28 protein-coding genes and 3 pseudogenes are annotated in these 25,327 nt (G+C 49.0%); 17 read left to right on the top strand and 14 right to left on the bottom strand.

Annotation, left to right across the window (positions count from 1 at the left end; genetic code table 11):
* Positions 1-207 precede the first annotated feature (207 nt).
* The 5 genes from ACUVQO_RS07760 to ACUVQO_RS07740 all read right to left on the bottom strand — a co-directional run bounded on the left by ACUVQO_RS07760 (position 208) and on the right by ACUVQO_RS07740 (position 5,378).
* Entirely contained in the window at positions 208-384 is a 177-nt protein-coding gene (locus tag ACUVQO_RS07760; protein ID WP_445925314.1) for a hypothetical protein, read from the bottom strand.
* A gap of 241 nt (positions 385-625) precedes the next feature.
* Positions 626-2,452 carry an NAD+ synthase gene (locus ACUVQO_RS07755; RefSeq protein ID WP_445925313.1) on the bottom strand — a complete coding sequence of 609 codons (1,827 nt, stop codon included), beginning with the start codon at positions 2,450-2,452 and terminating at the stop codon, positions 626-628.
* Positions 2,449-3,192, bottom strand: coding sequence for an NUDIX hydrolase (locus tag ACUVQO_RS07750; RefSeq protein WP_445925312.1), 744 nt, complete (start codon positions 3,190-3,192; stop codon positions 2,449-2,451). Before ACUVQO_RS07750 ends, ACUVQO_RS07755 begins: the two co-directional genes overlap by 4 nt.
* Positions 3,141-3,752 carry a nicotinate-nucleotide adenylyltransferase gene (locus tag ACUVQO_RS07745; RefSeq protein ID WP_445925311.1) on the bottom strand — a complete coding sequence of 204 codons (612 nt, stop codon included), beginning with the start codon at positions 3,750-3,752 and terminating at the stop codon, positions 3,141-3,143. Before ACUVQO_RS07745 ends, ACUVQO_RS07750 begins: the two co-directional genes overlap by 52 nt.
* A gap of 120 nt (positions 3,753-3,872) precedes the next feature.
* A complete protein-coding gene (locus ACUVQO_RS07740; RefSeq protein WP_445925310.1) occupies positions 3,873-5,378 on the bottom strand; it encodes a nicotinate phosphoribosyltransferase in 1,506 nt (501 codons plus the stop codon).
* 562 nt (positions 5,379-5,940) lie between these two features.
* Here ACUVQO_RS07740 and ACUVQO_RS07735 point away from each other — a divergent pair.
* Positions 5,941-6,102 carry a hypothetical protein gene (locus ACUVQO_RS07735; RefSeq protein ID WP_445925309.1) on the top strand — a complete coding sequence of 54 codons (162 nt, stop codon included), beginning with the start codon at positions 5,941-5,943 and terminating at the stop codon, positions 6,100-6,102.
* A gap of 256 nt (positions 6,103-6,358) precedes the next feature.
* Entirely contained in the window at positions 6,359-7,537 is a 1,179-nt protein-coding gene (locus ACUVQO_RS07730; RefSeq protein ID WP_445925308.1) for an HhoA/HhoB/HtrA family serine endopeptidase, read from the top strand.
* A 250-nt stretch (positions 7,538-7,787) separates the two neighbouring features.
* Here ACUVQO_RS07730 and ACUVQO_RS07725 read toward each other — a convergent pair.
* Positions 7,788-8,230 (bottom strand): annotated as a pseudogene (locus tag ACUVQO_RS07725) (IS1 family transposase); the annotation flags it as partial.
* Between the two features lie 81 nt (positions 8,231-8,311).
* Here ACUVQO_RS07725 and ACUVQO_RS07720 point away from each other — a divergent pair.
* Positions 8,312-8,557, top strand: coding sequence for a hypothetical protein (locus tag ACUVQO_RS07720; protein ID WP_445925307.1), 246 nt, complete (start codon positions 8,312-8,314; stop codon positions 8,555-8,557).
* 29 nt (positions 8,558-8,586) lie between these two features.
* Here ACUVQO_RS07720 and ACUVQO_RS07715 read toward each other — a convergent pair whose 3' ends face one another.
* Together ACUVQO_RS07715 and ACUVQO_RS07710 are read right to left on the bottom strand one after the other, a co-directional pair.
* Positions 8,587-9,186 (bottom strand): Uma2 family endonuclease, encoded by a 600-nt coding sequence (locus tag ACUVQO_RS07715; RefSeq protein WP_445925306.1) that lies wholly within the window; start codon positions 9,184-9,186, stop codon positions 8,587-8,589.
* A 53-nt stretch (positions 9,187-9,239) separates the two neighbouring features.
* Positions 9,240-9,419 carry a hypothetical protein gene (locus tag ACUVQO_RS07710; protein ID WP_445925305.1) on the bottom strand — a complete coding sequence of 60 codons (180 nt, stop codon included), beginning with the start codon at positions 9,417-9,419 and terminating at the stop codon, positions 9,240-9,242.
* A 67-nt stretch (positions 9,420-9,486) separates the two neighbouring features.
* On the opposite strand from ACUVQO_RS07710, the pseudogene ACUVQO_RS07705 reads away from it, so the two are divergent.
* A pseudogene (locus ACUVQO_RS07705) lies at positions 9,487-9,717 on the top strand (type II toxin-antitoxin system prevent-host-death family antitoxin); the annotation flags it as partial.
* A gap of 188 nt (positions 9,718-9,905) precedes the next feature.
* A pseudogene (locus ACUVQO_RS07700) lies at positions 9,906-10,082 on the top strand (IS1/IS1595 family N-terminal zinc-binding domain-containing protein); the annotation flags it as partial.
* Between the two features lie 209 nt (positions 10,083-10,291).
* Here ACUVQO_RS07700 and ACUVQO_RS07695 read toward each other — a convergent pair.
* A complete protein-coding gene (locus ACUVQO_RS07695; protein ID WP_445925304.1) occupies positions 10,292-10,483 on the bottom strand; it encodes a hypothetical protein in 192 nt (63 codons plus the stop codon).
* A gap of 2 nt (positions 10,484-10,485) precedes the next feature.
* Positions 10,486-12,303, bottom strand: a complete 1,818-nt coding sequence (thrS, locus tag ACUVQO_RS07690; RefSeq protein ID WP_445925303.1) for a threonine--tRNA ligase — start codon at positions 12,301-12,303, stop codon at positions 10,486-10,488.
* A gap of 405 nt (positions 12,304-12,708) precedes the next feature.
* Between thrS and ACUVQO_RS07685 the strand changes: the two genes are divergently transcribed.
* The 4 genes from ACUVQO_RS07685 to ACUVQO_RS07670 all read left to right on the top strand — a co-directional run bounded on the left by ACUVQO_RS07685 (position 12,709) and on the right by ACUVQO_RS07670 (position 15,131).
* The gene (locus ACUVQO_RS07685; protein WP_445925302.1) at positions 12,709-13,038 is read left to right on the top strand and encodes a DUF2605 domain-containing protein; all 330 of its coding nucleotides are present in this window, start codon (positions 12,709-12,711) and stop codon (positions 13,036-13,038) included.
* Positions 13,039-13,148: 110 nt separating this feature from the next.
* Positions 13,149-13,475: a DUF2973 domain-containing protein gene (locus tag ACUVQO_RS07680; protein ID WP_445925301.1), complete on the top strand. Its 327-nt coding sequence runs from the start codon at positions 13,149-13,151 to the stop codon at positions 13,473-13,475.
* A 60-nt stretch (positions 13,476-13,535) separates the two neighbouring features.
* Entirely contained in the window at positions 13,536-14,873 is a 1,338-nt protein-coding gene (locus ACUVQO_RS07675; protein WP_445925300.1) for a GTPase family protein, read from the top strand.
* A 39-nt stretch (positions 14,874-14,912) separates the two neighbouring features.
* Entirely contained in the window at positions 14,913-15,131 is a 219-nt protein-coding gene (locus ACUVQO_RS07670) for a hypothetical protein (protein WP_445925299.1), read from the top strand.
* Positions 15,132-15,190: 59 nt separating this feature from the next.
* Here the strand turns inward: ACUVQO_RS07670 and ACUVQO_RS07665 are convergent, their stop codons facing one another.
* Both ACUVQO_RS07665 and ACUVQO_RS07660 read right to left on the bottom strand, forming a co-directional pair.
* A complete protein-coding gene (locus ACUVQO_RS07665; RefSeq protein WP_445925298.1) occupies positions 15,191-16,414 on the bottom strand; it encodes a homospermidine biosynthesis protein in 1,224 nt (407 codons plus the stop codon).
* Positions 16,415-16,895: 481 nt separating this feature from the next.
* Complete coding sequence (locus ACUVQO_RS07660; RefSeq protein WP_233744395.1) at positions 16,896-17,042, bottom strand: hypothetical protein; 147 nt, start codon at positions 17,040-17,042, stop codon at positions 16,896-16,898.
* Positions 17,043-17,241: 199 nt separating this feature from the next.
* On the opposite strand from ACUVQO_RS07660, the gene ACUVQO_RS07655 reads away from it, so the two are divergent.
* The 5 genes from ACUVQO_RS07655 to ACUVQO_RS07635 all read left to right on the top strand — a co-directional run bounded on the left by ACUVQO_RS07655 (position 17,242) and on the right by ACUVQO_RS07635 (position 20,375).
* Entirely contained in the window at positions 17,242-17,559 is a 318-nt protein-coding gene (locus ACUVQO_RS07655; RefSeq protein WP_445925297.1) for a hypothetical protein, read from the top strand.
* Positions 17,560-17,713: 154 nt separating this feature from the next.
* Positions 17,714-18,385 carry a cob(I)yrinic acid a,c-diamide adenosyltransferase gene (gene cobO, locus ACUVQO_RS07650; protein WP_445925296.1) on the top strand — a complete coding sequence of 224 codons (672 nt, stop codon included), beginning with the start codon at positions 17,714-17,716 and terminating at the stop codon, positions 18,383-18,385.
* Positions 18,354-18,926, top strand: a complete 573-nt coding sequence (gene pyrR, locus ACUVQO_RS07645) for a bifunctional pyr operon transcriptional regulator/uracil phosphoribosyltransferase PyrR (RefSeq protein ID WP_445925295.1) — start codon at positions 18,354-18,356, stop codon at positions 18,924-18,926. Before cobO ends, pyrR begins: the two co-directional genes overlap by 32 nt.
* An 11-nt stretch (positions 18,927-18,937) precedes the next feature.
* Positions 18,938-19,975 carry a type 2 isopentenyl-diphosphate Delta-isomerase gene (fni, locus tag ACUVQO_RS07640; protein WP_445925294.1) on the top strand — a complete coding sequence of 346 codons (1,038 nt, stop codon included), beginning with the start codon at positions 18,938-18,940 and terminating at the stop codon, positions 19,973-19,975.
* Positions 19,976-20,063: 88 nt separating this feature from the next.
* Positions 20,064-20,375 (top strand): YkvA family protein, encoded by a 312-nt coding sequence (locus tag ACUVQO_RS07635; RefSeq protein WP_445925293.1) that lies wholly within the window; start codon positions 20,064-20,066, stop codon positions 20,373-20,375.
* 126 nt (positions 20,376-20,501) lie between these two features.
* Here ACUVQO_RS07635 and ACUVQO_RS07630 read toward each other — a convergent pair whose 3' ends face one another.
* Positions 20,502-21,617: a protein kinase domain-containing protein gene (locus tag ACUVQO_RS07630; protein WP_445925292.1), complete on the bottom strand. Its 1,116-nt coding sequence runs from the start codon at positions 21,615-21,617 to the stop codon at positions 20,502-20,504.
* Positions 21,618-21,854: 237 nt separating this feature from the next.
* Entirely contained in the window at positions 21,855-22,571 is a 717-nt protein-coding gene (rph, locus tag ACUVQO_RS07625) for a ribonuclease PH (RefSeq protein ID WP_445925291.1), read from the bottom strand.
* 186 nt (positions 22,572-22,757) lie between these two features.
* Between rph and ACUVQO_RS07620 the strand changes: the two genes are divergently transcribed.
* The 3 genes from ACUVQO_RS07620 to ACUVQO_RS07610 all read left to right on the top strand — a co-directional run bounded on the left by ACUVQO_RS07620 (position 22,758) and on the right by ACUVQO_RS07610 (position 24,573).
* Positions 22,758-23,294, top strand: coding sequence for a P-loop NTPase family protein (locus tag ACUVQO_RS07620; protein WP_445925290.1), 537 nt, complete (start codon positions 22,758-22,760; stop codon positions 23,292-23,294).
* Between the two features lie 99 nt (positions 23,295-23,393).
* Positions 23,394-23,663, top strand: a complete 270-nt coding sequence (locus ACUVQO_RS07615; RefSeq protein WP_445925289.1) for a hypothetical protein — start codon at positions 23,394-23,396, stop codon at positions 23,661-23,663.
* An 88-nt stretch (positions 23,664-23,751) separates the two neighbouring features.
* Complete coding sequence (locus tag ACUVQO_RS07610) at positions 23,752-24,573, top strand: prepilin peptidase (RefSeq protein ID WP_445925288.1); 822 nt, start codon at positions 23,752-23,754, stop codon at positions 24,571-24,573.
* Positions 24,574-25,327 lie beyond the last annotated feature (754 nt).

The following is a 25,327-nucleotide window of genomic DNA, read 5'->3' as shown; positions in this document are numbered from 1 at the left end:
GAACTGATGTATTTGGAGCTAAAGCTTTCGCAATTAAGACACTATCCACATAATAGTCCTGAGCCTCACAATTTCTGTTGTATATCGATACTGTAATTGGACAATCGTTGCTACGGGCAATAGGTATCAACCTATTTTCTTTCTTAGTCAAATCCCAATCAACTGCTTTGCCACATACTGAAGTATCGGGTCTACAGGTCTGAATCTTCACCTGTTCGGGGGGATTTTGATGACCCAATTTTGAACAATGACTGGAACTGCTTTCACCCAAGAATCATAAAATTTTAAACCTAATCCTCCTGTTAAAAGCCCTGTAATGCCTGCGGCAAGGATGGTAGCAATCGGCATCCACTTATTGTCTTTATCATCACTGTTATCGCTCATAGCTACTTCCTTAAAACATTTGAAGGGACTAAAGAACACATGAAACGCTCAGCCCTCAAAGTTTTATTTACTGGCAACTTGTTTCTATATTCATATTTTAAGTAGTAGAAAACATTAGACCTCACAAAATACGGACTGGTTAAAAATTCTTTGCCTCCAGAGGGAGTTTTTTGCTAACCCATCTCCAGAAACACAACTGCAGGGGACTCTCAAACGGGTTTCAAGCTAGAAGATATAAGTCTTACGTGGTTGGAATGTTGGGTGAGTGGATGGTGGGTACCCAGTGGCTGGCGATCGGCATCCGCCACCCCACTCCAAAGGCGCGATCGGTGACTTTCAGAACTGGGGGAGCCTGCCGCCGTTTGAATTCCGCACGAATGACCAGTCGGGTTACTTTATTAACAATTTCGGGATCATGTCCGGCGGCAACAATTTGATCCGGGGTTTGATGATGGTGGATCAGACGAACCAGGATGTCATCCAAAATGTCATAGGGAGGGAGCGAATCTTGATCGACCTGACCGGGTTTGAGTTCGGCACTGGGGGCTTTGGTGAGAATAGGATAGGGGATGATTTCGGATTTTGGATTTTGGATTTTGGATTTTAGATTACAGAAGGAGTAAGAATCAGAATCAGAGTTGAGCCATTGGCAGATGGAGTAGACGCGGGTTTTGGGAACATCAGCGATCGCGGCTAGACCACCATTCATATCGCCATACAGGGTGCAGTAGCCAACCGCCATTTCGGATTTGTTGCCTGTAGATAAGAGTAAGTAGCCGAATTTATTGGCGATCGCCATCAGTAGGTTGCCGCGAATGCGGGATTGAATATTTTCTTCGGCAACACCAAATTCTGTTCCGGCAAACATTTTCTCCAGGGTACGATCGTAGCCCTGCATTAGTTCCCCGATCGGCAGGGTTTGAGTCTGAATCCCTAGATTCTCGGCCAACTGTAAGGCATCCTTGATGGAGTGAGCGGAACTATAGGGAGAGGGCATCAACACGCCTAAGACATTCGCCTGTCCCAAAGCTTCTGTGGCGATCGCCGCCACTAGGGCCGAATCAATTCCACCACTGAGGCCAATCACTGCTTTGGAGAAACCACACTTCCGGGCATAGTCTCGTACTCCCAACACCAGTGCGCTCCAGATTTCGGCATCCTCACTATCCGGTAAGGGAGCGATCGTGGTTTCTGGCAATGGCTCTAGATCCTGAGTGTCCAGGCTATAGTTCACAAACACCAGATCCACTGCAAAACTACGGGCACGGCAGATGACTTCACCCTGGCGATTGACGACAACACTATAACCATCAAAGATCAGGTCATCATTGCCACCCACCTGGTTCACATAAATCAATGGCTGATCAAAGCGAGTAGCCGCGTGTTTCAACATGGCTTCCCGCACTTTTTGCTTACCTGCAGAAAAAGGGGAGGCAGAGAGATTAATCGTGAAATCGACTCCTACCTGAGCCAGATCGGCAACGGGATTAATGTCATAGTTACGTTTTCCCCAAAATTCCTCATCGTTCCACAGGTCTTCGCAAATTGTGACTCCGATGTGGAGGGGGATTGGGGATTGGGAGTTAGGGATTGGGGATTGGGCATTAGACAGATCTGGAGTTAAATGATGAACTGAAGGGGTGAGGGAAAAGTGGTTGGGTTGGAGGCCGGGTTCAAAATAGCGATCTTCGTCGAAGACATCGTAAGTGGGCAAGAGGCGTTTGTGGAAGATCTGTTGAATAGCTCCGTCACTCAGGAGAGCTGTGCTATTAAACAGAGGCTTACCACCTTCCTTGCCAGCATCAGGATTTAGTGTGACCACACCAACCAAAGTCCTGAGTTGGGGAGGTAACTGCTGGGCTAACTGGGCTAGAGCTTGGGCCATCGCCTCGATGAAGTCGGGATGCATCAACAAATCGCGGGGAGGATAGCCACACAGCGAGAGTTCTGGAGTAAGCAGAAGTTGAGCGCCTTGAGAACTCGCTTGGTGGGCTGCGGCCAAAATGCTTTGGGCGTTTCCAACAATATCTCCAATGGTCGGATTAAGTTGGGCGATCGCAATCTTCATATAAACACCATCGGCTTGTCTTTGTAGGGTGCAAATGCTTCAGCATCAAAGCGGTACAGGCTGGCAGGCCGTCCGGCTCCCCTGGATACCTTGATGCCCGTATCTGAGAGGAAGCCTAATTTGAGCAGGCGCGATCGAAAATTGGAATAGTCAGAAAAATTGTCTCCCAGAACAGTGATATATAACTGGTACAAATCACTCAGGGTGAACAGTTCGGGCAGCACCTCAAAGGCCACCGGGCTATATTCCAGCTTATTTTTCAGGCGACGATGCCCGTATTCCAGGACTTGATTGTGGTCAAAAGCCAGGTTTGGCACCTGAGCGAGGGGATACCAGGCAATCCCACTTACCCCATCAGCAATCAGTTCCGCTTCGGCAAATCGCACCAGGGCAAAGTAGCTCACAGATAGGTAACGCACTCCATAACTATCAGGGAATTCACGGGGATCGCGGTGCGGGCCACCAAAAGTATAAAGCTGCTCCAAGTATAAGTTGTGAACCCGAATCTTTTCCGAAAGAATCCGATAGGCGGCATCTTCCAGAGATTCTCCCTGTTGCACCAGCGTTCCCGGCAGGCTCCACTGCCCCAGAAACGGTTCTTCCTGACGCATGACAAGCAACACCAGTAGCCGATTTTGGGCCGTGTCTACTGAAAAAATGACATTATCGACTCCAACTTTGAAGTCTGCTAGGTGACGGGTTCCGGTATGGGTTGCTTTTCTGGGGGGGCTTCCTGGCATGGGTATAGGTGCTCCCGATGGATGTAATCTTCAATCTGAGGCGTTAATCCAATACTTTCTCCATGCTCTCGATAAGCTGTGGAGGACGTTGCTGGCCCCATCAGGTTGGCGATCGCCACTCTGGCTCCCCGTTGTCTCAACGCCTCTAGATCTGCCTCCCTCAAAGGATAGCCCGGCCTAGGAATAATCAGCAGATCAACATCTTGCAATAGATCATCAATCCGATACCAGTTTGGCAACTGAGCAATCAGGTCGGATCCTATTACTAACGTAAACCGGGCATCGCGCCAATAGCTTTTGGCGATTTGTAGTGTGTGAAAAGTGCGTGGCTTACCTAGTTCAGGATACAACTGCACATTCTGCCGGGGAGTATGCAGGTTCTGAATCATCAACCCCAGCATGGCCATCCGATGAGGCAAAGGAGTCTGTTGCGGCTTAAACGGATTGTCCGATGCCCACACGGCCACCCAATCAAAGTGATCGGCCAACCAGTTCAAAATTACCTGATGCCCAAGAGTCGGAGGATCAGCGCTGGTGCCAAAGAGTGCAATATTGAGCATGGGCAGAGAGAGTGAAGAGTTGAGAGTGAAGAGTTGAGAGTGAAAAGTGAAGAGTTTAAGAGTTTTGTCCTTTGTCCTTTGCCAATGACGAATGACCCATGGCCCATGACAGGCTATCCACTATCCACCTCCCGTTTCGGCAATCAATGACAACAGCGCTGGGGACAGTTCAACGGGAATGGATATCGGTTGATGAAGTTCACGGGTAACGGCGGGCAGAGAAGCAACCGAGTGGGCTGTGCGCTGAGCGATCGCGTCTAGGGACTCTGGCGGATACAACCGTTGCCCTTTCTTCATCACCATCTGCAGAAGCGGCACCTCGGAAGAAGATGGATTGTGGATTGTGGATTGTGGATTGTGGCTTTTACCCGTCTCCTGACTTTCAATCCCCAAGCCCTGATCTCCGATCTCCACTTCTTCTTCCACGGCCAATCCCAGCCGATCGCCAAGCAGCACTCCATCTCCATACCGCCGAAAAATTTGCTTTCGACCCGGATAGGTGACTTTTCCGGTTGATTTCTTCATCACGGGAATGCCACTGATTTCAACCAGCTTATATGCGCCGTTGACTGGCACCCCAGTGACCAGTTGGGTACCCAGGCCATAGCCATCAATTTCGGCTCCAGCGGCTTTAAACTCGGCAATTCGGTACTCATCAAGATCGCCACTGGCAAAAATAGGAACTCCTGGTAACAACTCGCGGACTTGTTTGGACAAGGATACCAAATCCCCGGAATCGATCCGGACTCCCGCCAGATGCATCCGGCCACTTTCAAGTTGGGTTGCCAGTTGTCGAGCAGCGGCGATCGTATCGTAGGTGTCAATCAACAACGGGGAACCGGGGAAATAGCGATGAAACGCCGTAAAGGCTTCGGCTTCGCTGCCTTCCATAGCCGCCAACGCCATCACTAGCGAGTGAGCCATCGTGCCAGACGGCTTGCGTCCCAGTTTGAGCGCAGCCAGAACATTAGAAGTTGCATTAAAACCAGCCGCAAGAGCTGCCCGTGCCGCCCACAACGATGCCTGGGGACTGAACGCCCGTCGCGTCCCAAATTCCAGCAACATGGTCTGATCACCTGCAGCATCTCGCATGCGGGTCGCACGGGTAGCAATCAGAGTCTGGTAGTTCAGGGTATTGAGCAGGTAAGTTTCGACCACTTGCGCCTGCCACAGGGGAGCTTCGACTCGTAGCAATGGCTCATTGGCAAAAACTGCGGTGCCTTCGGGAACGGCCCATACATCTCCGGCAAAATGTGCCTCTGCCAACAGAGTCCAAAATTGCTCGGGTGCCTGATCAAAGAGATGGGTTGCCTGCAATGCTTCAATCTGAGCAGGACTAAAGCGCAATTTCTCCAAATAATCCAGCGCCTGAGCCAGACCCATTGCAATTAGGTAGCCAAAATTTGCTGGCAGGCGACGGGCGAACAATTCAAAACTGGCTCGCTGGTTTTCTAGCCGCTCCCCAACATAGCAAGCAGTCATGGTCAGTTGGTACAGATCGGTGAGCAAGCTGTAGTCTTCGGGCGCGATCGTAAGTTCCTGATCTTCTAGCCTGCCAGCATGCCAGACAGGTAGATGTCCTTCCCTATCACAATCCTTTGCACTAGACCAGTTTGCAGTACTCATGCGCAGTTCTCAGGCTATTGGCATCTTAATTATAGTAAAAAAAACCATAATTTGACTTGTATCTGGAAATGAGCCTACCGAACTTATCAAGGGTTATCGTATATCTGACGCTACACCGACCGAGTCTCGCAACTCTGCAGACAAGAAAAGTCCTTAAATTTATAGTAAATTCTATTAAAATCAAGCAACCACGATGAATGTTTGGGTTGAGGCTCCAGATTTCTTTAAGATATTTATCTAATGGCAAAGTTCTATGAAAAAACTCGATTGAGTGTGTCAATATGTAACAGGCAATCAGGAAGTTTCGCCCATAATTGTAGATCACTACTACCTTATAATAGCTAGTACTCGAAAAGACTTGGTAACACCAAATAAAGAAGCATCGCTGAGTATGAAGCCTACTATGAACAATTAATTAAAAACTGAAGCTTAAAGGGAAACTTTGTCATAATAATAAAAGTTAGATCTCTAAGTAGTTGAAAATAGCTTCAGTTAGCATAAGCTGCATTTAATCAAATGTAAACAAATGATCACACGAATAAACAACAAGTGGAGGCGGATTATGGGTATTCCCAAAGTTATTGATGATGTCATTCAATTTGTTTCAGGGGCTGTATCTCGTATTTTTGCACCCAGCGATGACCAGTATCCTGAAACGGGTGTTCAACCCTTTGAAGGTGAGCCAAACAAGAAACATCGCCACCATCATCGATCGGCTGACTAGCGCCACTTGACGAGGTTTGGTAGGTTTTCTGTCTCAAATTCTTTAAACGATGAGAACGGCGGCTGGTTTGCGAGGCTAGCACATTAGCTTTTGAGTGGTTTGAGTAGCTTGAGTGAGCAAATTCCAAAAAGTCCTGCCTGAGAGTGGGGCTTTTTTATTGTCAATAATTTACGAGGAGTGTTGGCAGAAAAAGCAGCCGTTTCCTTGTGCTTAAGCCTAAGATCAGTCACAGATGGTATTACGAAATGGTTTCAGAATGATGCAACGCGCTCTCAAAATGTCCCTGTTTGGTCTAACCTTGTTCACGATTGCCTCTAGTGCTGGATGCCGCTCCTTACTTGGCGATCGCTGGCCGATGCAACAATCCCCCCTCCCTGTTCAACCTAACTCCTCCTCCGCTCCTCCCCCGGCTGTTACCTCCTTGAAGCCCGGAGATCCAGATTTTGTGGCCAGAGTTGTAGCTGAGGTGGGGCCAGCCGTGGTGCGGATTAACTCCAGTCGAGTTGTAGAGCAACAACCCTTTGGGTTTGGACTGGATCCGTTTTTTGGTGGGCAGGGAGGGCAGGAACGAGTACAACGGGGAACTGGTTCCGGCTTCATCGTGTCCTCGGATGGCAAAATTTTTACCAATGCTCATGTGGTCGAAGGGGCAGATAATGTGGCGGTCGTACTTAGAGATGGACGGCGTTTCAAGGGAGATGTGATCGGAGCCGACCCGACAACGGATGTGGCAGTGGTAAAGATTACAGCGGATGGCCTGCCAGTTGTCAAACTGGGAGACTCTAATGCTTTGTTACCCGGACAGGCAGCGATCGCGATCGGCAACCCCCTGGGATTGGACAACACTGTAACCTCCGGCATCATCAGTGCCACGGGACGATCGGGCGCTGATTTTGGCAATGCGGGCAGTCGGGTTGATTACATTCAAACAGACACGGCCATTAACCCTGGAAATTCTGGTGGCCCCTTAATCAACTCCAGAGGTGAAGTCATTGGCATGAATACGGCGATTATTCAGGGTGCATCCGGGATTGGTTTTGCGATTCCGATCGCCACTGCCCAACGAGTCGCCAACCAACTGATTACTAAGGGCAAGGCAGATCATCTGTATATGGGCATTCAGATGACAGAAATTACCCCTGAACTCAAAGATCAGGTGAACCGTAGCAATAGTGGCATCCAGATTAATCAGGATCAGGGAGTCGTGGTGGTTGCGGTTCAACCCAACTCTCCAGCGGCTCAAGCGGGAATGCGCCCCGGTGATGTGATTGAAAGTATCAACGGCACCCAGATTGAGAAAAGCCAGCAGGTGCAGCAACAGGTTGAAGCCACCACTCTGGGAAACACCTTACAGGTTACAGTAAACCGCAACGGCCAACGACAAAACCTCACTGTGAAACCCGCTCCCCTCCCCAACCAACCCTTCAATCGATAAAGGCTAAAGTTGAATCCGATGGATAATCTGGATCAAAATATTCGTTGCTATCTCCTAATGTACTGACTCAAGAACTTGATTTCACCAGGGCAAAGACAATAAAGATTAATTCAAGACCTAAAGTTTGCGATCAAGGACAAACACCTGGACATGACGGGTTCATATTGCAAAGTGTTAATGTTAGCAAGGTGACACAAAAGTCCCCAAAGTCATCAGAGGTCATTTTGGCGTTGCTGCATAGAAATATGATTCACTGAGGGACAGATACATCACCAAATTTGAGATAGTGCAGTAGCAATTGAACTGAGTGCTTCAGCATCTCTACGGATTTGGAGTCGCACAACATCTTGCAATGCAACCGAGCAAGGTAGTGTCGCAATCGTGTGTTTTCTCCCTCAACTCGCGTCATATAGGTCTTGCTCACAATTTGGTCTCCGTCTGGAATGAAACTCGGATCAACACTCCACCATCAGTGACACAAAAATAGCATTGCCAAGTCGAAACAAGCGCCCACAACGGTCGAAATGTCTCCGCATGATGGTCGCCTCGAACCCACCCTAAAACTCCGTGTCGGAAGTGGTCAACAGCACTCCAGAGCCAGATTTTAATTTTTTTGGAGCCAACAAATGTTTCCAGTTCATCCAATTCACCCACGTCAAGAGAAACATCTGGGGCATACGCATCGGGTAACAATTTTCTTGGGCTAACATCCGAATCTCAGCCGCAAACTGGGGATCATCATCCATGACAACTTGCAAATAGGCTGCAATCTGGTTGACCTACTCCAGGGTGATTTTTTGGGCTTGGTCAATAGCCGCTTTAACTTCTTCCATCCGAGGCTTTCCCCATAGTTTGACTCAGATCCGCTTCAGCAAGATGTCCATTTTGGCGATTGCCTCAGTGGAGAACTTCTTAACTGGCTTCCCTGCACCCGATTCATGCTTGGGTTATCTCACACCCGATGAATATGAAAGACAGACGCTCAAATTCGATGCGGCTGAGGCGATCGCCACTTTCTAGCGGAGGAAGTTGCAGGAGTCGTTCGGTCGTCATGAGGTTGGTTGGTCAGGAGAGGACTGGGTTTCCAGGGTGACCTCTTCGTAGAGGTCAGCGAGGTTGCCACTCCAGCCGATGCTGGTCAGTTGGAGGGCAGGTTGGTCGGCGGTGTAGAATTGCAGAATCCACAAACCCGATGAATTGCGGCGAAAGGTTTCGACTCGTTGCTGGCGAGTGTTAAGCAAAACATATTCCTGCAAGCTGGCAAGGGTTTGATAGTGCATAAATTTGTCACCCCGATCAAACGCTTCGGTGGAGTCAGACAACACTTCCACAATCAAACAGGGAAAGCGTTTGTAGATTGAAGTTTCCTGGTCGCGGGGGTCGCAGGTGACGAAAACATCGGGATAGTAGAAGCAATTGCAGGCATCAAGGCAGACTTTCATGTCCGAGATATAGACCCGGCATCCAGTTCCCCGCAGGTGGGCACGCAGCAGTGAAAAAATGTTGCCAGCAATTGTCACATGGGCATCACTGGCTCCGGTCATCAACACGATTTCCCCGTTGATGTACTCGTGTTTAACAGGGCTACGGGTTTCAAGCTGAAGGTAGTCATCGGGGGTAAGATAGGGCGGCTGAGCAGCGGTGATCATAAGGGCGGGCAACCCTCGGTGCAGATGATAAGCAGTAGTTTATAAGCAGTAGTTTAATGGTCTTTCAGGCGTTGATAGTATTCTATCAGGGCGATTTCAACCTTTAGTAAGACCAGTGCTGCGATCGCTGCTTGCTGTAGGGTACTCGCACGGCCAGGTTCTGAGCAATTGCATTTTCCTGACACCTTTGATATGGTCTGACTGGGACTGGTCAGGTTTGCAAATGACGACATCTCTCACAGAATCTAATCATGCTTTACCCCCAAGTCTGGAGAGAAGCTCAAAGGTTGGAAGCTTGAAGACGCTAGAGCTCGGTTTAGTGAGGTTGTGCGGCTTGCTCGTGACGAGGATCCCCAGCGCATTACAGTGCGAAGGGAAGATGCCGTTGTGATTTTATCGGCAAAGGATTTTGCCAGGCTATTGCCGCTGCTGGAGCAGCCTAGCCTGATAAGTTACTATTTAAGCACAGTAACTCTGGCGGAAAGAAGATATGATTTTAGTATGGCGACGTGGGGTGGAAAAGGGGCGTAAACGAGGCCATACGTTCAGTCAATCGGACTTGTTTATTGCGGCCATCGCCTCAATTCATAATTTTTATATGCTGACAAGAAATGTCAGGGATTTTGAAGAGGCTGATTTTTTGAGGTAGGACATGGCAGCATAGCGACGCTCAAATTCGGGCGTTGCATAATGGAAGATGATATGGTTTTCAGGAAAGCCTGACGAACTGTCCTGATTGCGCCAGCGACAAAATTGTCAAGAATGGGCATTGCAACGGCAAGCAAACCTACCTCTGCCGCAACTGTCATCGCCAATTTCGAGACAATCCGCGGTTTGGCTACAGTGCCGAAATCAAAGCCCTTTGTGTCAAAATGTCGCTCAGCAGACTGTCCTGGGGTGGGCTTGTTTTCTATCCCAGTCCGCTTACTCACCTATTATCTCAAGCACCGTCAGATTCCAGCGTTTACTTGAATCATTCTCGATTATGCAGTGCCCGAAAAGCAAATCTAACCCCTTTCACCTTGAAGGTGCTCCAGCGCATGGGATGCTAATAAGAAAAAACAAGGCGGACATACGCCTACCTTGCGTTTGGGGGCTGATCGCTTTAGTCTTGCTTGGGCATTAACCAGTCAGTAGTTTCCAGAGTCAGCTGCACTTCTGCCATGCCGGTGTTTTCGTAATGGATGTTTTTGATGGTGCAGGCATAATCCCATCCGGTTGCGTCCGTAATGACTTTGGCGATCGCCTGTTCCAGTGTGCGCGTATCGACTTCCTTCAGCTTGTTTTCCAGTTCCATACCTAAAAATTACCGTGACTATCGTTTGCTATCTTGAGTCGCTCCAACACTTCGGGAACCGGAATCGCACCCAGTTCTCCAGAGGCACGGGTACGGATACTGAGGGCATTGGCTGCTACTTCCTTGGCTCCGACTACCGCCATAACGGGAATTTTGTCTTTCTCGGCATTGCGGATCAGTTTGCCTAGGCGTTCATTGCTGGTGTCGGCTTCCGCCCGAATCCCGATTGCCTGCATCTGAGCCACTACTACTTTAGTAAAAGGAAGCTGTTCTGCACCTACAGGCAGCAACCGAACCTGGATGGGCGCTAACCAGAAGGGAAAGTCTCCAGCATACTCTTCAATCAGGATCCCGATCAGTCGTTCCAGGGAGCCGAAGGGAGCACGGTGAATCATCACAGGACGCTGGCGGCTACCATCTTCGGCCACATATTCCAATTCAAACCGTTCGGGCAGGTTGTAATCCACCTGTACCGTGCCCAGTTGCCATTCCCGATCAAGAGCATCCTGAAAGATGAAATCCAGCTTTGGCCCGTAGAAAGCTGCTTCTCCAATTCCTTCAAAGTGAGGCAGACCCAGTGTTTCGGCAGCTCGACGAATGGCTCCCTCTGATTTTTCCCAGGCTTCGTCTGACCCAATGTACTTATCAGAATTGGGATCCCGGAAACTGAGACGGGCGCGGAAGTTCTTCAGTTGCAGGCTTTTGAACACACTCAAGATCAAGTCCACCACGTTGAGAAATTCCTGATCCAGTTGCTCTGGTGTGACAAACAGGTGGGAATCATCCACCGTAAAGCCGCGTACTCGCGTCAGGCCGCCCAGTTCACCAGACTGCTCGTAGCGGTAGACTGTGCCGAATTCCGCTAACCGCATGGGTAACTCCCGGTACGATCGCAGTTCGCTTTTATAAATCTGAATATGGAATGGGCAGTTCATGGGTTTGAGGACAAAGCCCTGTTCATGAGCCCTGGCTTCGTCATCCTCAGCCATCATGGGGAACATATCTTCTTTATATTTCTGCCAGTGGCCGGAGGTCTTAAATAGGTCGATCCGGGCAATGTGAGGGGTAACCACGGGAAGATAGCCACGCTTTAGTTGTTCCTGTTTCAGGAAGTCTTCCAGGAGCGATCGCAAGATCGTTCCTTTGGGAGTCCACAGGGGTAAACCAGGACCAACCGGATCGGCAAAGATAAACAATCCCAATTCCTTACCCAGCTTGCGGTGATCCCGCTTCAGGGCTTCTTCCTTGCGGCGTTTGTATTCTGCCAGTTGTTCTGGTGTTTCCCAGGCCGTACCGTAGATTCGCTGCAGCTGGGCTTTGGTTTCATCCCCACGCCAGTACGCTCCCGCCACGCTTTCCAGGTCAAAGGCATCAGGATTCAGGTCTGCCGTATTCTCAACGTGGGGGCCAGCACACAGATCCCACCACTTATCGCCCAGATGATAGATGGTGATGGGTTCTTCCAGTCCTTCTAGAATTTCCAGTTTGTAAGGCTCCTGAATTGCCTTGATGCGGCGTTCTGCTTCCTCCCGACTAACTTCCTCCCGCACCACGGGCAATTTTTGCCGGATAATTTTAACCATCTCTTTTTTAATGGCCTTCAAGTCCTTCTCCGTGAACGGTTCTGGACTATCAAAGTCGTAGTAGAACCCGTAGTCAATCCAGGGGCCGATCGTTACCTGGGCTTTAGGGAATAGTTTTTGCACGGCCATCGCCATCACATGGGAGGCGGTGTGACGAATTTTCTTCAGCGATTCCGACTCGCTGGTACGAGGCAGATGAATTTTTTCAGGCTGTTGATTTTCTTCCGCAGCAGACATGGGATAACTCCAATTTTCAAACGCTTTCAATGAACCACAGACAGAAGCAGGGGGCTAACAATTCTCGCCCCTAAATAGTTCGCTGACCTCTGCTGCCAGCAACGGAATTAGCCCATTGAGCCCGGAGTTCCCAGAAAACCATTTGTTCCAGGTGATAACTGAATAATTACCCAGTCTAACGTATGTGGGAAGGCACAGTGCATTTAGCTACCCGGAATCTTGCCAAGCTCCGGAGCTACTGGTTAATCATAATTTTTTGTTAAGAGTTACTTAAGTTACAACTTTTTCCAAAACAGACGAACTCCCGCGAACATCGGCCCTGCAGCCAGGTAAAGAATGTTTAAGAAGCTGAAAAGGCGCTAAGATAATATGAAAGCAGACCGTAAATTTATCTAGATTTAAAATATGTCCTACTCTAATCCTGCAGACTCAGAACTGCTGAAATCCCTTCTGGAGCTGCTGCTTGATGATTTTCAGTTCTGGTTTGCAAGGTCGCGTTCTTTTTTTGAAAACAATGAAGTGCCATTTTTGACCAATGATCAGCAAGCTGACCTGCTAGCCAGGGTAGTTCAGGCGGAACAGGAAGTGAATGCGGCTCAAGCGTTATTTAAGGCTACGGGTGGACAGGTCGGTGTCGAACCATCCGTAATGATGCCCTGGCACGCCATTGTTTCCGAGTGCTGGAAGGTCGCCAGTCATTTTTATTTAGAAAAATCTGTACAGGCGGACACTTAAGAAGTAGGGCAAATTTTGAGACACTCGAAGATCCTTCCCTAATTTCTTTCTGCGTTTGACCGGGGTTATGCGTTTTCTAACTTAAGCGGCCTGGAACTGAGGAACACCCTATGCTGTTACATTTGCTTTACATTATCGCCTTTACCACACTGGCTGTAATAGCAGTGGCTAATTTGATTCGCAATTTAGTGACTTTAGGGATAGACTCGCAGCGTTTCTACCCACCATCCCGGGGGAATGGAAGCTCTGCGTCCAGCCATTCTCGTCAACCCGTTCCCCATCCCGAATTTTTAGACGATTCAGGAAATGTCATTAACGAACCCTTGCTGGTGATGCGATCGATGACGGTCGAAGATGCGCGGGAACGTCTGGATGCCTTGTATGAATCGTCTCCGGGAACCAGTAACCTCAATAGCGAACCCCGCGATGAGGCTTGATGCTTCCAGGCGAGATCGGTAGAAGTCACTACTCCTTGTTGATTGGTAAACTGACAAGGCATGGCTGAGCCAAACCAAGCAGATTCAGACTCCCATTCTGTTGCTGCAGGGGAGTCTTCAGAGGCAAATTTGTCATCGGCTTCTGCACCACCGCGATCGAAATCCTTTTTCAGGCTCGTTGTGGGTGCCTGGAAAGATTCGTTTGAGTTTGTAGGTGGATTGCTGCCCCTGGATCAGGTGGCTCAGACGTTTGTGCATTGGTTCAGTGTCAGTGATACGGAAGTGGCGGAGATTTTAGCTGCCGTTCGGGCAGAGCTACCGACGACGGAAGCATTGCTATTGGGCAAACCTCAGGCCGGAAAAAGTTCGATCGTCAGAGGATTAACGGGGGTTTCAGCGGAAATTGTCGGTCAGGGATTTCGCCCTCATACCAAACATACCCAGCGCTACAACTATCCCAGCAGTGATTTACCATTATTAATCTTTACCGATACGGTGGGTCTGGGAGATGTGAGCCAGGATACTCAGGCGATCATTCAGGAGCTAATGGGGGAACTGCAAGAGCAGAACAACCGTGCTCGGATTCTCGTGCTGACGGTGAAAATTACAGATTTTGCCACCGATGTCCTACGCCAGATTGCCCAACAGCTTCGCAAGGAACATCCAGAGATTCCCTGTTTGCTGGCTGTGACCTGTTTGCATGAATTGTATCCTCCAGAAGTTTCTGAGCATCCATCCTATCCGCCCGATGCTGTTGCCATTAACCGGGCCTTTATCGCCATCCAGGAGACATTTCAGGGCATTTGCGATCGTGCTGTTGTGATCGACTTTACCTTAGAAGAAGATGGCTATACGCCCGTATTCTATGGTCTGGAAGCCTTCAGTGATGCCTTAACTGATCTCTTACCAGAAGCCGAAGCCCGCACCATCCATCAATTACTGGATAACGAAGTCGGCAAGCAACTTGGCAACCTTTATCGAGATGTAGGCCGTCGCTACATTCTGGCCTTCTCGGTTACGGCAGCGACGATCGCCGCCGTTCCCCTGCCCTTTGCCACCATGCCCGTCTTAACAGCGTTGCAGGTTTCTATGGTGGGTTTACTGGGACAACTTTACAATCAAGCCCTGACTCCTTCCCAAGCGGGGGGCATCGTCAGCGCGATCGCTGGAGGGTTTGTGGCTCAGGCGATCGGGCGAGAGTTGATCAAATTTATTCCTGGCCTTGGCAGTGTGATTGCCGCGTCCTGGGCTGCCGCTTATACCTGGGCCTTGGGAGAAACTGCCTGCGTCTACTTCGGTGACTTAATGGGTGGCAGAAAACCGGACCCCAAACGAATTCAAGCCGCGATGAGAGAGTCCTTCGCTGCTGCCAAAGAACGGTTTAAAGGAATTCAGTGATAGTAAAGTATTCATCTCTAACTATCCAAAAGAAATCCCATGACACCTAAGAACTTACCAGCGTTGTTACGACTCACCAAGTTGCTTATCTCTCGTCATGATGCAGAAATGGCAGAAATTCGACAAATCTTAGCTGTCACTGCAAGACAAACTGCTGTTAACCAGGAAGCGATCGCTAATCTCACCGCAAGCATCCACGAATTGCAGAACTTGGTCGCAGATTACATCCAGCCATACTCCAAGCAGTCAAACCCATAGAAATAGAAAAGCTAGAGTGTTCCAAGTGTTGCTCTAGCTTTTCTATGGTTTATCCTATCCTACCGATGGCCGTTCCGTCCGTTCCGAATGGGCGTACCGCAAGGATAAGTGGCGATCGCTGGTTCGCGAACCACTTTTTCTTCCAGCCCAGCAACGGGAATAGGAGAAGTGATAAAGCGATCAGGATCAGTTTTAGCGGCCATGTAATCCTGACGCAGTTTTTCTACCATGGCAGAACGCCGATCGTACAACCGTTTCAGCGGACGGGGAGGACACTGGTTGACCACATAAGCGGTGATAATTGGCAGGGCGATCGTACTGTCGGTATAGCAGACGATCGTGTTCGGCAGTTCCTCCGGATCAACCTTGCCCCAACTTACGGCTTCATTGGGTGTAGCACCAGACAACCCGCCAGTATCAGGACGGGCATCCGTGACCTGGATGAAATAGTCGTGGCCTCGTTCTTCCAGACCTAATACTTCATGCAATTGGGGTTGAGTTTGCAACAGGAAATTTTTGGGACTGCCACCCCCGATGATCAAAGCGGCACTCTTGCCTGCCACATCGGGATTACCTGTTTCACGGGCGGCATAAGCAATCGCGGCTGTCTCATTAACATCCAGGGAGGGATCCAGCATCAACTGGGAGCCTTCCAACGCCAGAGCCGCAATGTTCATGCCGATCGAGCTATCTCCGGGCGAAGAGGTATAAATCGGGACTCCACATTCATAAGCGGTGGCCAGCAAGGAAGAATTCTTAACACCCACCTGCTTTTCAACTTCGCGCACATACTTACCCAACAGGTAATGAAACTCTGCCGTACTCATCCGCTTTTGAAACGGTTCAGCCCGTAGAATTTCCCGAATAAAAGCATCAGTCTCCAGCAGCACATCGTAGCCAAACACAATGTCATAAATACGAATCCGACCTTCCTGACGCAACTTCACATCATCCAGAAAGGGACTGCTGGCAAACAAATCCAGGCCCAAGCCGTAGTGCAGATCATGGTACAGATTTGCGCCTGTGCTGATAATCCAGTCTACGAAGCCATTCCGCATTAACGGAGCTAGCACTGAGACTCCAAATCCAGCGGGGGTCATGGCTCCCGAAAGACTGAGACCAACGGTAACCCCATCCTTGAGCACTTCTTGGGTAAGTAAGTGGCAGATTTCGCGCAACCGGGCAGAGTTGTAGGCTGTGAAATAGCCATCAATTAAATCCACGACACTGATTTCGGCAGGCATGGGGGAGGGTGCGATTTTGCGACTGAGAAGTTTTGACATTTTTGCACTCCGAATGGGATGAACGGCATAAAAAGTAAGTGAAGAGAACAAGCAGCATGAGCAAATAGCTGATCCACCTTGCTCAGCAAGAGCCACAGCCCATAGATATAGATAAAGACAAGTCACGCTGCATCCTGTCCAGAAACTCTGGTACTGCGATCCAGAACGCCTCACTGATCTAGCGGTGCTAAATAAACTAGGTTCAGTTAGAGAATCGGAGTTTTTTCATCTGAAAAACTGTGTTTCTAAACTTGAACAAGGTTTAGAACAGCGAAACTCGTCTGATTCATCAACCAGGCTCAGTTAGAAAATTGGATTTTTTCATCGAAAAACCCATACTTCTGAACTGAAACAAGGTTTAATTGCAAAATTCTCATTGTGAGAATCTGACCGACCCAGTTTGCCAAGGCAGGGAGCCAGGTAAGGGGGCTAGAGCCCAATCAAACAACTCCCTGGTTGCAAACCTGAAGTTACAGGCCGATCAGTTCATACTGGGAGCTTCACACCGATCAACCCAGGATAGCGCGGGGTCGCACTGCCGTTTCCGCTTGAGCTTCATTTCCAGATACCAAAGCAGATGGTATCCCGTCAGGGAAAGGGTTTTCAACGCTTCTCGTGTATCCTTCAACTATTGACTCCTTTAATTTAGCACCAATGGTTTGGGATACTCTTCACCAATTTGAAGGATTTTGTCTGTTTATGACAAGAGGCCACTGGTCTGGTAGGTCGATCCCACTTAAGATTCCCAGTCATCCTGTAGAAAATTACCATAAGCTGGTAGTAGCTGTGCAAACCCTCCGCCATCCTTTTTGAAAGTATTTCCTGAAATGACTTATTCTGCTTCCAGTGCTGCTTTTACGATCGCATCCTCGCATCCTTCCAGCCCCCCAGACCATTGGCCCACCTTTGAAGACATGCTGTATCAATTGCACCAGAACGGAATTTACCTGCATCCTCATCAACTCGCTGAGTTTTTACTGCGACACGGGCTGCCAGTGGACTTAGAATATGTCCCTCCTCACCTCAAACAGAAGGCGATCGCTATTAACAGTAACTACCAGGGAGATATGGCCCGGTTAGAAGAACGAGACGACGGCCCCTGGTATTCTGAACAGTTGGGCCTGGGAGTGGGAAGTAGGGCATAGGAGATCGGGGATTGGGGTAGACACGCGATTAATGGCTTTGGTGCTTTTGAGTGTTCAGACAACTCTGGGTTAAAAATTTGAATTTGGAACTGAGAACTTAAAACTTTTCTTTGTCTCGTACCGTTGTCTGGAGAAGTGTTATCAAGGGGGTGTTATGAGCGAATCGTTGGAGTTGATAGGATTAGAGCGAGAAACGACTGGAACGCTGGATGCGGAGCAGTATCGGCGGAAAATGCAGCGGCGTAAGGAGGTGCAGGAACAGCGGTTGGCGGGAATGACGGCGGAGAAGGGGCTGGTGATTGTCCATACGGGCAATGGCAAGGGCAAGACGACAGCAGCTCTGGGTATGGTGCTGCGATCTCTGGGGCATGGGTACCGGGTGGCGATCGTCCAGTTTATTAAAGGAGCCTGGGAACCGGCAGAAAAGGTAGCTTTTTCTCCCTGGTCAATAGCGGCGGATGGGCAGTCTCCCCAGTTAGAATTTCATGCGATGGGAGAAGGCTTTACCTGGGAAACCCAGGACAAGGAGCGGGATACTCAGATGGCGCAACGGGCCTGGAAGAAAGCGCTGACGTTTATTCAGGATCCGGAGTTCAAACTTGTCTTGCTGGATGAAGTGAATGTAGCGCTGAAACATGGATACCTCACAGTTGAGCAGGTGTTGGCTGGCCTGGAGCAGAAACCGGAGGATGGGCATGTGATTTTGACCGGACGAGGTGCTCCCGCGGCCTTGTGCGATCGGGCCGATCTGGTAACAGAAATGACTCTGATCAAACATCCATTTAAGGAACAGGGTGTTAAAGCTCAACCAGGAATTGAGTATTAACGATATGTCGAGTGAAGCCATCGAAATTTTGTCTGCAGAAGAGATCCGCCGCACCATGACCCGGTTGGCTTCTGAAGTGATCGAACGATCAGGAGATTTATCCCAATTGGTGTTATTGGGAGTGTACACGCGGGGTGTACCGCTGGCCCGGATGATGGCGCGGCAAATTGAGGCATTAGAGCAGGTGGCGGTTCCCTTGGGAGCGATCGACATCACCTTCTACCGGGATGATCTGGATCAGATCGGCATTCGGACTCCTGCCAAAACTGATATCCCCTTTGATTTGACAGGTAAAACGGTTGTGCTGGTGGATGATGTGATTTTTAAAGGGCGCACTGCACGGGCTGCTCTGGAAGCAGTGAAAGATCACGGTAGACCTGCCACGATCCGGTTGGCAGTTCTGGTCGATCGGGGCCATCGAGAACTGCCCATTCATCCTGACTACATCGGTAAAAAACTCCCCACAGCCAGTGATGAAACTGTGAAAGTCTATGTGCAGGATATTGATGGCCGGGATGGAGTGGAATTGATCAAGCCTTGAAAGGTAGAAGTATGGATTTATCAGCAGAAACTCAGACTCGCAAAGCGGATCATCTGCGCATCTGTCTAGAAGAAGATGTGCAATTTCGGCAAACGACCAGCGGATTAGAGCGTTATCGATTTGTTCACTGTTGTTTACCGGAACTGGATTTGCGTGATGTGGATTTAACCACTCACTTTTTAGGAAAAACTCTTTCCAGTCCGCTGCTCATTTCCTCCATGACGGGAGGTACCGAGCAGGCAGAAATGATTAATTTCCGATTGGCTGCCATCGCTCAAGAATATGGTTTGGCAATGGGAGTGGGTTCGCAACGAGTGGCAATCGAAAAACCAGAGGTGGCTAAAACGTTTGCGATTCGTTCTGTTGCGCCAGATGCTCTGTTGTTTGCCAATTTGGGTGCGGTGCAGTTGAACTATCAGTATGGGATTGAACAATGCCGTAAAGTGGTGGACTTGTTGGAAGCCGATGCGCTGGTTTTGCATCTCAATCCAATGCAGGAATGTGTGCAAACTAAAGGCGACACCAATTTCCGAGGATTACTAGAAAAGATTGGCAGATTGTGTGAAAAATTACCTGTACCTGTGATTGCCAAAGAAGTTGGTAATGGTATTTCTGGAATCATGGCTGAGAAGTTAATCCAGATTGGTGTCAGCGCGATCGATGTGGCTGGCGCGGGCGGCACCTCCTGGGCGAAGGTCGAAAGTGAACGAGCTAGAGATGAACGCCAACGCCGTTTAGGAGCTACCTTTGCTGATTGGGGACTGCCAACTGCCGAGTGTATTACCTCTATCCGGGCGATCGCTCCGACGATCCCTCTAATTGCCTCCGGTGGATTACGCAATGGTTTGGATGCGGCAAAAGCAATCGCCCTGGGAGCAAATCTGGCTGGAATGGCGATGCCCTTTTTGCAAGCGGCTCGAGAGTCAGAGGCCGCCCTGCATAACCTTGTAGAAATCCTGCTGGCTGAACTTGCTATTACCCTCTTCTGTACTGGCAACGCCACCATCCTGGATTTGCAGCGATCGGGAGTTTTGCAGAGGCAAGTGTAGGCAAATTACGGCAAAACGATGGGTTATCCACACCGGATCTTCTTAAGCGGGTTTGACAAGATGAAAAGTGTAATCGGAGGGCACTTCAATGAACTTTTCAGTTGAGTCAATTTATAACTGGTATCGTGATGTAATCCGCAATCCTAAATACCGGTGGTGGATTATTGGCGCATCTTTGCTGTATCTCATTAGCCCCATTGATATTTCCCCTGACTTTTTGCCCATTATTGGTTGGATTGATGATGGCGTAGTTGCTACACTTCTGGTTGCCGAACTCTCACAGATATTGCTCACTCGACTCAAGGGCGGCAAAGCTGAGAATTCTGCTGAATCTACTACGACAACTTGGGAAACTGCCAAAGATGTCACAGTAGATGTGAATGCAGTATCTGTTAAGTAACTGTCAAATCAATCACTGAGAAATGCGAAAGCCCCGGTTAGATCCAGGGCTTTCATCGTTTTGGAGCATTGCAATTGATACATCTTACTCGCGATCGTCCATTTCGCACGACTGAATTCTGCAAAACTACTTAAAGATTTCTGAACTGCTACAAGTAATGCGTAACTGCATCCGATGGTATCTGGCGCGTCTGGCTTTTAATCGGGCGTGCCATTCCCGAATCTCATTAGCTTGACGCAGAGTTTTAGGAGTGTAATAGCCACTCGAAGGCGGATCGATGGGTAATTCGGGTTGGGCAATAGGGCGCGATCGCACATCGTTCATACAGTTTTCCAGATCTTTCCAGTGAGGCTCCAGCTGCAGAGCTGTCAAAACATCTGCTGCTGACTTATATCGCTCCTGCGGAGAAATTTTCAGCATCTTACTCAGTACTTTGGCAAAATGATCATTCACAGTGATGTGATCTTGCCAGCGTACCTCACCCGTTGTGAACTCATAATCAAATTCCAGTGGTGACTTTCCAGAGAGTAAATAGAGACAGGTAATGCCAATCGCGTAAATGTCACTAGAGTAGACCGGACGAGAGGCCAACTGTTCTGGAGGGGCAAATCCTACCGTACCGACAAACTGAGTGGTAGAGGGTTTGGCGCTTAGATCGCTCGCTTGAGCAATATATTCCTTAACTGCTCCAAAATCAATCAGCACCAATCGTCCGTCATCTTCACACCGGATCAGATTGGGGGGTTTGATATCTCGATGAATCACCCGATTGCTGTGAATATACTGCAGTAATGGTAAAACTTCTCGCAGAAATTGCTTGACCTGAAACTCAGAAAATGGCCCGGAACGCTGAACTTCTCTGGCTAAGGTATAACCGCGAATAAATTCTTGGACCAGATAAAACTCACCATCTGACTCAAAGTAGTCTAAAAGCAGGGGAATTTGAGCATGGTTCCCTAACTTGGCCAGGGTTGTCGCTTCTTGCTGAAACCGTTGTCGTGCCCGGCGTAGGGCTAGCGTATCATTGACTTTAGGACAAAGTTGCTTAATCACACAGAGCGGTTGTCCTGGTAGGGCAAAATCCCTGGCCAGGAATGTGACCCCGAAACCACCACGCCCCAGCACTTTCAAGATCTCGTAGCGATCGCGAAATCGGTTCTGGGACCCACAAATCTTACCCAGAGGGGTCTGGCGCACACTATCGGTACGAAAATTAGTTAAGTCAGCAAGCGAAGAATCCATCACGTACCCGTTAGCCGGATGAGTATTTCCATTCTCTCCAGTCTAGAAACAAAGCAAACCCTCTAAGTCAAATCTTTAAAGTTAATTCAGTCAAACGCGCATAGTGTGACTTCCAACCGAAATTACCGTTTATTCATTGACACCTCTGCTTCCCTGAAAGTAACAAACTGAATGGACAATCACTCAAATCAACCCCGCTCCGTCAGGATTCCCAATAAATACCTTTCAAACGCCCTCTTAGGAAAAAATTTGTCGCTGCAACTCCAGTAACTGCCGAATTCCAACTTCGGCGAGATCCAGAATTTGATTTAACTGGGCACGGCTAAAGGCTCCGGCTTCTGCGGTTCCCTGCAATTCAATCAACTCTAATTTCTCGTTCATGACGACGTTAAAGTCCGTGTCGGCTTTTACATCCTCCTCATAATTCAAATCTAGTAGTGCTTCATTCTGAATCAGCCCAATCGAAATGGCAGCAACCTGGTGAATGAGGGGCGATCGCTCCAGTTCTCCAGTTTTCAACAACTTTTGAATTGCATCTTGCAAGGCTACATACCCACCTGTGATGGCAGTTGTCCGGGTTCCAGCATCGGCCTGCAACACATCTGTATCAATAATGATGGTGCGTTCTCCCAGAGCGGTCATATCCAGCGTCGATCGCAGGCTGCGACCTACCAACCGCTGAATCTCCTGGGTACGTCCAGAGAGCCGCATAAATTCACGTTCCTGACGTTCCGGAGTGGCTGTTGGTAACATCCGATATTCTGCGGTTAACCATCCCTGGCCTTTTCCCTCTAAAAATCGGGGAACTTTGGGTTGAATCGTCGCCGTGCATAGAACCTGGGTTTCTCCACAGCGCGCTAATACAGAACCCGCCGCGAACCGGGTAAATTGCCGCTCAAAACTTACGGGACGGAGTTGATTGGCCTGCCGACCATCAAGACGCTGCCATACCATTGCCTAGCCTCAAGGTTTTTCACTCAGCAAGAATACCATTGCACCGTCCGCGATCGCTGAGTCAGGATAAAATTTAAGGGTAGGGGCATCACAAAATGTAGCGTTAAGCAGGATTAATAATTATAAAAGTACGCTATATTTTGCCTATTCCAAAGTCCTCGTTGGTGGTTGAGTTGAGAAAAACCTATGGTCTCCCAGGTAGAAGCCCCAAGCCTTGATTCGGCCCGTCGTCTTGCTCCTTCGGTGGAAGGGTTAGTGCAAGTGTTCACCTGCACCCATCGCAACTTTTTTACGAATGTTATGGGTCAGGCACTGCGGATTGCTGGTCAGGGTACTCCGGTGCTGGTCGTACAGTTCCTGAAAGGGGGAATCGACCAGGGGTTTGAAAATCCAGTGCAGTTGGGGCAGAATCTCCATTGGATTCGCTGTAACCTGCCCCGTTGCATTGATACCCCCCATCTGGATCCGGAGGAGGTGCGATCGCTAGTAGACCTCTGGCAGCGAACCCAGGCCGTAATTCTGGAGAAAAAGTACGACTTAGTCGTTCTAGATGAGTTGAGCCTTGCCATTCACTTTGGCTTAATTTCAGAAACCGAAGTTTTATCCTTTCTGAACAAGCGGCCTCGTCAGGTAGATGTTATTTTGACCGGGCCAGAAATGCCTAAATCCATTCTGGAGGTAGCCGATCAGATTACTGAGTTGCGGCGGAGCCATCAGCCTTAAAGGAAGGGAAAAACGGTGTTCGTAATCCTTAACCAATAGATTCTTGTCGAAATGGGGCAGGTATACTAAACTCTTCCAAAGCGATAGGGGATAACTCGGGTGACATACGTTTCACAGAAGTCGGTGCCCAATCCAACTCCTGAAGAGGCTGACTACTCAGTACTCCTGGATCCAGGATTGATCCGCGCAGCCCGGATCATTTACACAACCTACTACGAAGTTCACCCGGAATTGATTCAGCGTCCTTTGGGGGTTGCGATCGATCGGTTTACCCATCGCGGTAAGCTGATCTTCTCCGGTAAGCCTGTCTTACTACCCCAAGAGTGCTTTGTTCCGTTCAGCCAGATTAAGTCAGATCTTTACTCGTAAGCAATCTTCTCAGGAGAAAGATTCTGGTTAAGCACCTTCCAGGCCAGGAACATCGATGCTCATGATCCTCTCATGACTCCTGTTTGCAATGGATGTTCTGCTCATAGCTTTTGTTTATTTACTGGTGTTCGCCCTGGGGGCGTCAGTCGGCAGTTTTTTAAGTGTGGTCATTCATCGGATTCCGGCAGGGGCATCCATTCTGGTTCCTCCCTCTCGCTGTCCAGTCTGCCATCATCAGCTTAAGTGGCAGGAAAATGTGCCGATTTTGGGATGGATTCGGCTTAAAGGTCGCTGCTCCAGTTGTCATACAACCATTCCAGGCCGTTATCCCTTGCTAGAGGCCACCTGTGGCGCGGTTTTTGTGCTGTTGTTTTGGATGTTTGGAGTGTCCTGGCCAGCGTTGGGATACTGGATCTTTTTCAGTTGGTTATTGGGTTTATCTCTGATTGATATTGATACCATGACCCTGCCGAATGCCCTGACGCAATCCGGATTGGTGGCAGGATTGATCATGCGGGGTGTGGGAGGCGCGATCGCTACGGCTTCCTGGACTGGCGGGCTAACGGCCGGCATGGAAGGAGTCGTAGGAGCTGTAGTAGGATTGTGGCTCCTGGATATGATTGCCTTTGTTGGCTCTATAGCTCTGGGGCAGACGGCCATGGGTGGCGGAGATGCCAAACTAGCCGCCATGATGGGAGCCTGGTTAGGCTGGCAGCAGTTGCTCCTGGCGGGATTTCTGGCCTGTGTGTTGGGAGCGTTTGTCGGAGGTGGCGCGATCGCGATCGGTCTTTTAAACCGTCGCCAACCCTTTCCCTTTGGCCCCTTTCTCGCCTTGGGGGGAATCATTGCCGCCATCTGGGGACAGTCGATCGTTCAGCTCTATTTCCAAATTTTCTTTCCCACCCTTTAAAGGAGGTGGGAGTAGATAAATATGCTTCTACTACAAGACCTTGCTAATATCTCTCAAATTGCACAAGCTGTCCCAGGTGCGATTTTTCTGGATTTTATCCGGTAGGGTTTTATCTGGTATCAGTTGCGGGAGGAGGTTAGACTCGCGAAATCAGAAAATGCCAGATCTTTAGCAGAACAGGCAGGAGCATTTAAATCGCTATTAATTCAAAATGCTGATCTTGCAGAACTCTGGTCCAACTGTGGTTGGAAGCCAGAGCAAGATGGTGAAATTGCTCGACAGCGTTATCGAGAGATGCTGGTTCAATAGTTGATTTTCCACGAGTGTATTTACCATCAATGGAAGGAAAACTTCTTGATGATGAGATATACCACGCTTGGTTATCAGATTTAGAAGATATTATCCAAAAGCACAATCTAGAAGTAATTTCTAGTGGAATCCAGAATGCCTTCCCAGGGGATTTCGGGCAACATTTAAGAGGATGTTTGAAAAGTCAATTACGAGCAAAAGTATAGAGAAATGCTGTGTAATGTTGAAATAAATGAGGATTAAGGTATGGCTCTTAATAAGAGGGAATTTTACGTAATCATTGAACGCGACGAAGATGGTTTGTTTGTATGTTGGGGAAGTTCCTCAACTAGGAGTCCCTCAACTAAAAGCTTGTTGTAGCCAGGGTGCAACAGTTGATAAGTTGATGGCCGGGTGCGTGTCACCTTCTAGAGAGAAGATTCATAACTGATTATTGAGATAAGCA

The sequence above is a fragment of the Leptodesmis sp. genome (genome assembly GCF_052746595.1).
This window is presented reverse-complemented; position numbering and strand designations above follow the sequence as displayed.